This window comes from Bifidobacterium merycicum DSM 6492, from assembly GCF_900129045.1.
Classification (GTDB): Bacteria; Actinomycetota; Actinomycetes; order Actinomycetales; family Bifidobacteriaceae; genus Bifidobacterium; species Bifidobacterium merycicum.
This window is the reverse complement of the sequence record NZ_FQTX01000004.1, coordinates 169,667-179,510: the sequence shown is the minus strand read 5'-3', so window position 1 is coordinate 179,510 and position 9,844 is coordinate 169,667. Positions and strand designations below refer to the sequence as shown.

The 9,844-nt window shown below is 60.4% G+C and carries 9 protein-coding genes; 1 reads left to right on the top strand and 8 read right to left on the bottom strand.

From position 1 onward, the window contains the following. Positions 1-494 precede the first annotated feature (494 nt). The 3 genes from guaB to BUB29_RS07445 all read right to left on the bottom strand — a co-directional run bounded on the left by guaB (position 495) and on the right by BUB29_RS07445 (position 3,893). Positions 495-2,048: an IMP dehydrogenase gene (guaB, locus tag BUB29_RS07455; protein ID WP_033523175.1), complete on the bottom strand. Its 1,554-nt coding sequence runs from the start codon at positions 2,046-2,048 to the stop codon at positions 495-497. Positions 2,049-2,109: 61 nt separating this feature from the next. Beyond that, positions 2,110-3,237, bottom strand: coding sequence for an MraY family glycosyltransferase (locus tag BUB29_RS07450; RefSeq protein ID WP_033523176.1), 1,128 nt, complete (start codon positions 3,235-3,237; stop codon positions 2,110-2,112). Then, positions 3,234-3,893 carry an L-threonylcarbamoyladenylate synthase gene (locus tag BUB29_RS07445; protein ID WP_033523177.1) on the bottom strand — a complete coding sequence of 220 codons (660 nt, stop codon included), beginning with the start codon at positions 3,891-3,893 and terminating at the stop codon, positions 3,234-3,236. Before BUB29_RS07445 ends, BUB29_RS07450 begins: the two co-directional genes overlap by 4 nt. Positions 3,894-4,130: 237 nt before the next feature. Here BUB29_RS07445 and BUB29_RS07440 point away from each other — a divergent pair, with 237 nt between their 5' ends. Further along, positions 4,131-4,787 (top strand): sugar O-acetyltransferase, encoded by a 657-nt coding sequence (locus tag BUB29_RS07440; RefSeq protein ID WP_033523178.1) that lies wholly within the window; start codon positions 4,131-4,133, stop codon positions 4,785-4,787. 266 nt (positions 4,788-5,053) lie between these two features. Here BUB29_RS07440 and BUB29_RS07435 read toward each other — a convergent pair whose 3' ends face one another. The 5 genes from BUB29_RS07435 to BUB29_RS07415 are packed head-to-tail and all read right to left on the bottom strand — an operon-like array spanning position 5,054 to position 9,800. Beyond that, a complete protein-coding gene (locus BUB29_RS07435; protein WP_033523180.1) occupies positions 5,054-5,758 on the bottom strand; it encodes an ABC transporter ATP-binding protein in 705 nt (234 codons plus the stop codon). Next, positions 5,758-6,552 carry an ABC transporter ATP-binding protein gene (locus BUB29_RS07430; protein ID WP_033523181.1) on the bottom strand — a complete coding sequence of 265 codons (795 nt, stop codon included), beginning with the start codon at positions 6,550-6,552 and terminating at the stop codon, positions 5,758-5,760. The genes BUB29_RS07435 and BUB29_RS07430 overlap by 1 nt, the downstream gene beginning before the upstream one ends. Next, on the bottom strand, positions 6,545-7,612 hold the full coding sequence (locus BUB29_RS07425) for a branched-chain amino acid ABC transporter permease (protein ID WP_033523182.1): 1,068 nt from the start codon (positions 7,610-7,612) through the stop codon (positions 6,545-6,547). Before BUB29_RS07425 ends, BUB29_RS07430 begins: the two co-directional genes overlap by 8 nt. 4 nt (positions 7,613-7,616) lie before the next feature. Further along, complete coding sequence (locus BUB29_RS07420; RefSeq protein WP_143155181.1) at positions 7,617-8,543, bottom strand: branched-chain amino acid ABC transporter permease; 927 nt, start codon at positions 8,541-8,543, stop codon at positions 7,617-7,619. 60 nt (positions 8,544-8,603) lie between these two features. Then, positions 8,604-9,800, bottom strand: coding sequence for an ABC transporter substrate-binding protein (locus BUB29_RS07415; RefSeq protein ID WP_033523184.1), 1,197 nt, complete (start codon positions 9,798-9,800; stop codon positions 8,604-8,606). Positions 9,801-9,844: the final 44 nt, after the last annotated feature.

Sequence of the window (9,844 nt, the reverse complement as noted above, 5' to 3'; positions counted from 1 at the left end):
ACACGCTCTTGAGTTCTCAAACCACCACCGCACCGGACCGGAAGCACCAGCCCCAAGGGGAAGCACCCCGTGCCGAGCAGCAAGAGAAAAACTTACACCAACCCCGGCCCACACGCAAACCCACCCCCACACGAACACCCCAAAACCCCTGCAAACAAACACATCCACCGGCGTGTCGAAAACAAGCCCGAAACCCCGGGAACCGGGACGAAACGGGAACCAACACCCCCCGGAACCCGACACAAAACACCAGAACACGGCGTGTCGCGACGGGTGAACACCGTCGGATACCCGTTCTGGAACATGAAACGCTGTGCGAAGACGATTCGCCCCGCACAACCACCAGCTCCGCACAACCACCAATCCCATCATCAACAGCACATTCCTAAACGGATGACAGCAAAGCAACACGAAAACAAGAAAGGCCGCTCCCCTATCGGGGAACGGCCTTCGGAACAGCGCCCGACCGGAAACCGGTCAACGGGCATCATTCATCAGTTGTGGAAACCGGAGTAGTTCGGGGCTTCCGTGGTCATCATGATGTCGTGCGGATGGGATTCACGCAGACCGGCATCGGTGATGCGGATGAACTTGCCGCGTTCCGGCATTTCGGCGATGTTGTGCGCGCCGATGTAGAACATCGACTGGTGCAGGCCGCCGATCATCTGGTACAGCACGGCGTTCAGCGGTCCGCGGTACGGCACTTCGCCTTCCACGCCTTCCGGAACGACCTTGTCGTTGGAAGTGACATCGGCCTGGAAGTAACGATCCTTGGAGTAGGACTTCTTGCCACGCGGAGCCATGGCACCCAGGGAGCCCATGCCACGGTACAGCTTGTACTGCTTGCCGTGCAGGAGGACCTTCTCGCCCGGGGCTTCCTCGCAGCCGGCGAGGGTGCCGCCCAGCATGACGGAGGATGCGCCGGCGACCAACGCCTTGGCGATATCGCCGGAGTAGTGGATGCCGCCGTCGGCGATGCAGGGCACGCCTGCGGCGCGGCAGGCCTGAGCGGCCTCATACACGGCGGTGAGCTGCGGGACGCCGACACCTGCGACGACGCGGGTGGTGCAGATGGAGCCGGGTCCGATACCAACCTTGACGGCATCGGCGCCGGCGTCGATCATGGCCTGGGCACCGGAACGGGTGCCGACGTTGCCGCCGATGATCTGCACGTTGTCGAATGCGGAATCATGCTTCAGACGGGAGATCATGTCAAGTGCGAGACGGGCTTCGCCGTTGGCGGTGTCGACGACCAGCGCGTCAACGCCCGCTTCCATCAGCGCGGAGGCACGGTTGTAGGCGTCACCCAGGAAGCCGACGCCGGCGGCGACGCGCAGACGACCCTGCTCATCCTTGGTGGCATCCGGGTACTGCTCGGTCTTGACGAAGTCCTTCACGGTGATCAGGCCGGTCAGATGGCCTTCGGCGTCGACCAGCGGTAGCTTCTCGACCTTGTGCTGGGCGAGCAGACGGTGGGCGTCGTCCTTGGAAATGTTGGTCGGACCGGTGATGAGGTTCTCACGGGTCATCACGTCCTTGACCTTGAGGGTGTCGTAATCCTCGGAGGGGATGAAACGCATGTCACGGTTGGTGATGATGCCGACGAGCTTGTTGTCCTTGTCGACTACAGGAAGGCCGGAGATGCGGAACTTGCCGCACAGCTTGTCGAGATCGGCCAGGGTGACTTCCGGGCTCACGGTCAGCGGGTTGGTGATCATGCCGGATTCGGAGCGCTTGACCACGTCGACCTGGGCGGCCTGGTCGTCGATGGAAAGATTGCGGTGCAGAACGCCGATGCCGCCGTTACGAGCCATGGCGATGGCCATTTCGGCTTCGGTGACGGTATCCATTGCGGCGGAAAGCACGGGGGCCTTCATCGTGATCTTACGGGTCAGATGAGTGGTGGTATCTACTTCGGAGGGGATGACATCCGTCGCATTGGGGAGCAACAGCACATCGTCATAGGCGAGGCCGAGGCTGGCGAAGATGGGCGGAAGCGGTGCATACGCAGACTGAGGCTCTGCGAAGATATCAGAATTTGTAGCCATGTCCCCACTATATGAACGACGCCTGACTTATCGGACACATCGCGGGCGCTTTTGGACACCGCTACTGTTGACGGGCTTCCTGCGCATCTTCGGCGCGGAGTTCGACCAGTCGATGACGAAGATACGGGTACATGGTGATGATGGTGAGAATCACCGCCGCAACGGCCATGCCCACCAGCACGAGCCATGCGGGAATGAACAGGATCATCAACGATCCGAACGAAATCAACGCCGCCCACGCCCACAGGATCAGCACCGCGCCTTGGACGGAATGCCCGATGCGCAGCATGCGGTGATGCAGGTGCATGCGATCGGGATGCATCGGCGACTGCCCTTTGCTCAGACGCCGCACGATGGCCAGACACATGTCGAGCACGGGCAGGAACAGCACCAATACCGGCAGCAGGATCGGCATGAACACCGGCAGGTAGATGCTGGTGTGCACGGATGCCGGATCGATATGACCGGTGAGCACGATGGACGCGCAGGTGATGAGATAACCGAGCAGCATGGAACCGGAATCGCCCATGAACAGCTTCGCCGGATGCCAGTTGTGCATGATGAAGCCTATGCAGATGCCGACCAGTGCGACATCGATCAGGGTGGCCATCGACGCATATGACGGCGAAGTGCGTGCCAACACGTACGAGTAGATGGCGAAGGCGATGCCGCCGATCGCGACGATGCCCGAGGACAGACCGTCAAGCCCGTCGACGAAGTTGACTGCATTGATCGAAGCCACGATGAGGAACGCCGTGATGGCCATGGACAGGCTCGGCGACGCGGTCACCAATGATTCCAACGGCAACGAGATGATTTGCAGACCACCCCACGCCACGAATACCGAAATAAGCAGCTGTCCCGCCATTTTCAGCATCCAGTCGAGATCCCATAGATCGTCGGCCATGCCGAGCAGACAGATGAGAACCGCGCCGATCATCACCACCCACGCCTGATGGTTCTCGTGGAACAGGCCTTCGATGAAGGGAATCCTGCTCGCGAACAGCATGGCGATGACGAATCCGAGCATCATGGCCAGACCGCCCATGCGCGGTGTCGGAATGGTGTGCACGTCTCGGGAACGTACTTCGCCCACGGCACCGATCCTGATGGCCAGATGACGGATCAGGGGCGTCAACAGGTAGGTGGCGCCGCCCGCCACGGCCGCGATGAACAGGTAGATCCTCATGCGCCTAATCCTCCGCCGTTGATGTGAAGAGCCTGACGGACCGTGTTCTGGCTGATGACGCCCTCACGCAGGATGGTGATGCCGTCACGCGCATGCGGATCGGCTTCAACCACGGTGCTGGCGACATGACCCGGCGTGGCGCCGCCATCAAGATACAGGTCGACGCCATCGCCCAATGCGGCCATGGCTTCCTCAACGGTTTGCGCGCTTTCGTTGCCGGAACGGTTCGCGCTCGATGCCGCCAACGGTCCGGTGGCGCGCAGGATGCGCAGACTTGCGGTCGAATTGGGGATGCGGATGCCTTGGGTCATGGTTCCGGTCGGCGATTTGCGTACCGTGGCCAGCGTGCAGTCGGGACGCGCCACCGCGATCGGGGAGAATGCGCCGGGCATGAAGGCTGCGGCCAGACGATTCAGGGGCGCGGGAAGTTCAAGACCGAGCGCATCGATGTCGTCTACGGATGCGAGCAACACCTGCAATGCTTTGAACTGCGGACGATGCTTGGCCTGGTATATCCGCCGGATGGCTTCGGCGTTGCGCGGATCACAGGCGACTCCGTACACCGTATCGGTAGGAATGACAATCACACCACCGTCGCGGACAATCGCCGCGGCCTGGGCCAGGGACTCGTCGGTAATAGCGCGAACCTCGCTCATGACACCTCCCTTAATCGTTGGTACAACCTTTCCATTGCACCACTAAGCGACGATTGGCGCAAACCGAGACGGCGAGGTACAACGAGCCGACCCACGTTGAAACGATGTCCGACTCCCCAGCCAAAGCCCCCGAAAATACCCCCTTTCCGCGATGCGTTCGACGGCGTGGATTTCCTATACTTGTGGAATGCCGCGCATCGCGGCGACACACAATCCCCCACGTCAAAGGAGCCCACCATGACATCGTTGCCCCCGGTCGAATTGCGCATGCCACGCCGCAGCGAGCACGAGGAGATGCTGGACGGCAAACTGTACCGTTCCGGCGATCCAGAACTGAACGCCCTGCTCGAACGATCCGCCGACCTGTGCAACAAATTCAACGCGTTGCCGCGCGGCGCCACCGCCGAAAGGAACGCCATCCTCGACGAGCTGCTGCCCGGCCACGGCGAACATCTCGACGTGATGGGACCGGTGTTCTTCGACTACGGTTGCCACACCACGATCGGCGAACGCGTGTTCATGAACTTCAATTTCACCTGTCTTGACTGCGTGCCTGTGACCATCGGCGATGATGTGCTGTTCGGACCGAACGTCTCGTTGTTGCCTCCCATGCATCCGATCCGCTGGCAGGATCGCAACGTCAGACGCGCGGAGGATGGCTCCTACTACGACTACGAGTACGGACGCCCGATCACAATCGGTTCGAACTGCTGGTTCGGTGGCAATGTGACCGTACTTGGCGGCGTGACGATCGGAGACGGCTGTGTGATCGGCGCGGGTGCCGTGGTCACCAAGGACATTCCCGCCAATTCCGTGGCCGTGGGCAATCCCGCACGTGTGATCCGCGAAATCACCGACGACGACGCGGCAGCCCTGCAGGATTACGCCCAATAACCCCTGATTCTTTTCCGCAAAACTTAGGGAATCGTGTCTGCGGCCGACCGTAAAGACTCGGCCAGAGCGGCCCGGAGCGCGTCGGACACAGGCACGATTCCCGGCCACACCGGCGAACACGAGAGACACCCGAGTCACCAGTGAACACAAGAAATCCGACGCAAAAACACGAACCGCGTCCGCACCCAACCATGGCCAAGCCGAAAACGGCTTGATTTGGTCGGATACGGACGCGGTTTTGTTGAATTACGCGGAAAACCGTACGATTATGCGCCCAAGTATGCCTTGCGCACCTTCTCGTCGTGCAGCAGTTCCTTGGCGTCGCCTTCCATCGTGATGACACCGGTTTCCAGCACGTAGGCGCGGTCGGCGATGGACAGCGCCATCTTCGCGTTCTGCTCGACGAGCAGCACGGTGATGCCCTCGTCATGCAGCTTCCGGATGATGGCGAAGATCTCCTTCACCAGCTTCGGGGACAGACCCATCGAAGGCTCGTCCATGAGGATGGTGTTCGGATGGCTCATCAACGCACGGCCCATGGCGACCATCTGCTGTTCGCCGCCGGACAGTGTGCCGGCCAGCTGGCGGCGACGCTCCTTCAGGCGTGGAAACAGCCCGAACACCATGTCCAGATCGTCGCTCATCTTCGCATCGTCCTTGAGGCTGAACGCGCCCATTTCCAGATTCTCCTGGACGGTCATGCGCGTGAACACGTGCCTGCCTTCGGGGATGTGAGCCATACCGTAGGTCACGATCTTATGGTTGCGCTCGTTGAGCAGATCGTGGCCGTTGAACATAACCGAGCCGGATTTCGCGGGTATAAGGCCGGTGATGGTGTGCAAGGTGGTGGTTTTGCCGGCGCCGTTCGCGCCGATCAGGGAGACGATTTCACCGTCGTCCACATGCAGGCTGATGTTCCTGACGGCGTCGATCGCACCGTAGGATACGCACAGGTTCTTAATGTCGAGCATCAGTTTGCCTCCTCGGATTCGGTGTCGTCGTCGGCGCCAAGGTATGCGGAAATCACCTGCGGATTGTTGGCGATCTCCTCCGGCAGACCGGAGGCGATGGTCCGCCCGTAGTCGAGCACCTGGATGCGCTGGCAGACGTTCATGACCAGACTCATATCGTGTTCGATCAGCAGGATGGCGATACCGAAGCGGTCGCGGATCGTGTTGATGCAGTTGAGCAGGTCTTCGGTTTCCGTAGGGTTCATGCCGGCTGCGGGCTCGTCGAGTAGGAGCAGTTTCATGCCGGTTGCGAGGGCACGGGCGATTTCCAGCTTGCGCTGGGCGCCGTACGGCAGGTTCGCCGCCTCGGTGTTCGCCAATCCTTCGAGGCCGAAGATGTGCAGCAGGTCGATGGCCTTGGCGTGCATGTCGTTCTCCTGCTTCCAGAAGCGCGGCGTGCGGAAGATCGCGCCGCCCATCTTGTAGGTGAACGATTCGTTAAACGCGACCAGCACGTTCTCTTCGACGGTCATCTGCTTGAACAGTCGAATGTTCTGGAAGGTGCGGGCGATGCCGGCACGTACGACCTGATAGGTTTTCTTGCCATTCATCTTCTTGCCGTCCAGGTAGAACGCACCTTCGGTCGGCTGGTAGACGCCGGTGAGCAGGTTGAACACCGTGGTCTTGCCGGCGCCGTTCGGGCCGATGAGGCCGACGAGTTCGCCCTTGTTGATGGTCATGTTGAAATCGGAGACGGCTTTCAGACCACCGAAGGTGATGCCGAGATGCTCCGCTTTCAGGATCGGTTCACTCATGCTTGGCCTCCTTGGCTTCGGCGGTTTCCGTGGTGTCGGCCTTGGCGCCCTTCTTGCCCTTCGGATAGAAGATGCGGTTGATCGCCTTCGGCAGCGAGAACTCCCAATTGCCGAAGATGCCTTGCGGGCGGAAGATCATGATGAGCACGAGCACCACCGAGTAGACGAGCATGCGGTAGTCGGAGAATGCGCGCAACAGTTCCGGCAGGATCGTCAGACCGACGGCGGAGACGATGGAACCGGTCAGCGAACCCATGCCGCCGAACACCACCATGATCACGTAGTTGATGGACTGCAGCCATCCGGCCATGCTCGGGGTGAGGGCGCCGATGTACTGCGCGAAGATGCCGCCCGCGATGCCCGCGAAGAACGCGGAGATGGCGAAGACGAGCACCTTCATGTAGGTGATGTTGATGCCGGATGCGCCTGCGGCGATCTCGTCGTCGCGGATGGCTTTGACGGCACGGCCGTAACGGGAACGCGCGAACATGAACAGCAGCACCACGGTGATGACGGTGATCCAGAAGACCACGTACAGGTTGGCGAGACGGTCGATGCCGATCAGCGCCTGGCCTTGCTGGCCTTTATCAAGACCTTCGCCGCCGGCGATCTTGAGGTTCTGGATGACGACTCGGATGATTTCGCCGAAGCCGAGCGTGATGATGGCGAGGTAGTCACCGTGCAGGCGCAGGGCGGGGATGCCGATGAGCACGCCGAATACGCAGGCGACCAGGCCGCCGGCGACGGTGACAAGCAGGAATCGCAGGGTGTCGTTCATGACGACGCCGTTGGCGATGAGCAGTTTGCTGAGCAGTGCCGCGGAGTATGCGCCGATGGCTTCGAATCCGCAGCAACCCAAGGTCAATTGGCCGAGCACGCCGATGGTGAGGTTCAGGGAGGTGGTCATGATGACCGCGATACAGCAGGTCATGATGATGCCTTTGACATACAGCGAGACCATGCCGGTTTCGCACACGCCCATGAGGATGCCGAAGAGTACGACGATGCCGATGACGCAGACGATGTAGGACTGCTTGATGGAAAGCATTGATTTCTTCATGGGATCACACCTTTTCGCTTTCCGGTTCGCCCATCAGGCCGGACGGCTTGACCAGCAGCACGATGATGAGAATGCCGAACACGATGGCGTCCGCGAATGCGGAGGTAATGACGCCTCCGGTGATGGTGCCGATGTAGGCCTTGGTGAGGCTTTCGACCACGCCGATTACCAGACCACCGGCCATGGCGCCGGGGATGGAGCCGATACCACCGAGCACTGCCGCCACGAAGGCTTTCAGACCCAGCATGGCACCCATCATCGGAGACACCTGCGGGTAGGAGATGCAATACATGAGCGAGGCGACCGCGGCCAGACCGGAGCCGATGGCAAAGGTCAGGGTGATTGTGGAGTTCACGTTGATGCCCATGAGGATGGAGGCTTCCTTATCCTCTGAAACCGCACGCATGGCTTTGCCTTGCTTGGTGCGGGAGACGAACAGCTGCAGCGCGATCATGATGATGATGCCGAGCAGCACGGTCACGATCGTCGCGCCGTCGATTTTGAGGTCGCCGATGGCGATGGACGGGATCTGGATGATCGTGGGAATGGTCTGGTAGTCGGCGCCGAAAATGGCTTGGGAGCCGTTTTCAAGCAGCAGGCTCATGGCGATGGCGGTAATCAGGGCGGTCATGTTGTTGCCTTTTTCGCGGACCGGCTTGTATGCGGCCTTTTCCACGATGACGCCGACCGCGACGCACACGAGGATCGCCGGGATCACGGAGAGCCATGCGGGCATGCCGCAGGCGATGATTGCTGGAATGGTAAGCATGAGCACGTAAGCGCCGACCATGATGAAGTCGCCGTGCGCGAAGTTGATCAGACGAATGATGCCGTACACCATGGTGTATCCCAGAGCCACGAGGGAGTACACGCTGCCGATTTTCAGACCGTTGAAGATCTGACTGATAAACATTATGACCTGATTGCTCATCATTCCCCCCTTCTTATAGAGGTTGATTCGTTGCTGTTACGGGTGTTGAGGACCGGCGGTTCACTTGGCCGGTTCGATGGTGCTGCGATAGGTGGGTTCGCCGTTCTTCATTTCGAGCACGATGACGGATTTCTTCGGGGAGCCGTGTGAGTCGAGGGTGAATTTACCGGTGACGCCGGAGAAGCTCATGCCGCTGATGGCTTTGCGGATGTCCGCTCGGCTGGCGTTGGGGCCGGCTTTTTCGATGGCCTGCTTGAACATGTAGACGGAGTCGTAGCCCAACGCGGTGAACGTGTTCGGCATGGCGTTATTGTTGGCCTTCCTGTACGACTTGATGAACTTCTGCACCTTCTTGTTGGAGGTGTCGTCGGGCGAATAGTGCGTGGTGTACAGCACCTTGTTGTAACGCGATTTGGCACCGGTGATCTGCAGGCCGTCGTAGCCGTCGGGGCCCATGATGTACCCGTCGTAGCCGACGGAACGGGCCTGCGGGATGATGTACGGACCGGCTGCGGAGTAGTAGTACGGCGCGTACAGGAATTCCGCGCCCGCCGCCTGCACTTTCTGCAGCTGGGATGAGTATTCGGTGTCGTCGGCGCTGGAGGAGTTCTCTTCGGCCACCACGTCCAGTCCGGCTTTCTTGGCGGCGTTCACGAAGGCTTTGCCCACGCCGGAGGAGTACGGGTCGCCGGTGCCGTACAGTACGGCGACCTTCTTGACCTTCAATTCCTCGGCGGCGAACTTGGCCGCGATCTCACCCTGATAGGAGTCCTTGAAGCAGGTGCGGAACAGGTATCCGCCCGTTTCGATGGAGTCCGATGTGGCGGCGGGGGCGATGGACGGCAGCTGGTTCTGATCGGCCAGCGGCGCCACCGCGCCCGTGGTGGACGAGATGGTGGGGCCGAGGATGCCGATGACTTTCTTTTCGCCGGCGAGGCGGTTGAAGGCGTTGGACGCTTCGATCACGTCGCCTTTGTCGTCCATGGATTTGAGTTCTATTTTCTTGCCGAAGATGCCGCCGGCCGCGTTGATTTCGCTGACCGCCAGTTTGAATCCACTGACTTCGGCTTCGCCGTATGCGGCGGCTGCGCCGGAATTGGTGGTGACCGATCCCAACGTGATGACGTCGTTATCGGACAGTTTCATGCTGTCTTCGCTTGTCGCGTACATGTTGCCGCCGGAACATGCCGTCAACGACAACATCATGGCCGCGGCCATGCCTAGCGCCGCGGCCTTTCCGGCAAATTTGCGTTTCATTGCCGTTCTTCCTCTCTGTATGGCCTTTCCAACCAGTTGCGGCC